Source organism: Burkholderia anthinoferrum (assembly GCF_002925705.1).
GTDB classification, from domain to species: Bacteria; Pseudomonadota; Gammaproteobacteria; order Burkholderiales; family Burkholderiaceae; genus Burkholderia; species Burkholderia semiarida.
The window spans coordinates 1-479 of sequence record NZ_LFZP01000016.1 but is presented as its reverse complement, the minus strand read 5'-3'; the positions used below and the strand labels follow the sequence as shown (position 1 = coordinate 479).

Genomic DNA, 479 nt, shown 5'->3' with positions numbered 1-479 from the left:
GCGCGGTACAGGTCGACCAGGTTCGTCCAGCGGGCCAGACGCGCGCTGATCAGCGACTGCTGCGCCGAGTACAGATCCGTCTGCGCGGTTAGCACCGACAGGTAGCTGTCGACGCCGTTCTTGTACCGCAGGTCCGACAAGTCGAAGCGCCGCTGCTGCGCGTGCTCGTTGCGCTCGAGCGCCGCGATCTGCTGGTCGTACGTGCCGCGTGCGGCGAGGCCGTCCGCCACTTCGCGGAACGCCGACTGGATCGCCTTCTCGTAGTTCGCGATCTCGATGCGCTTCTGCACGTTCGCGAGATTCAGGTTCGCGATGTTCTGCCCGCCTTCGAAGATCGGCATCGTGATCTGCGGCGCGAACGACCATGCGGCCGTGCCGGCCTTGAACAGACCGCCGAGCGTCGGGCTGCCGGTGCCGAACGCGCCCGTCAGCGAGATACGCGGGAAGAATGCCGCGCGCGCCGCGCCGATGTTCGCGTT

The 479-nt window shown here is 67.2% G+C and carries 1 protein-coding gene; it reads right to left on the bottom strand.

The annotated features are described in order from the left end of the window. Positions 1-479 (bottom strand): TolC family protein (locus tag C5F75_RS04615; protein WP_181035374.1); only part of this gene is annotated, 479 nt, incomplete at both ends.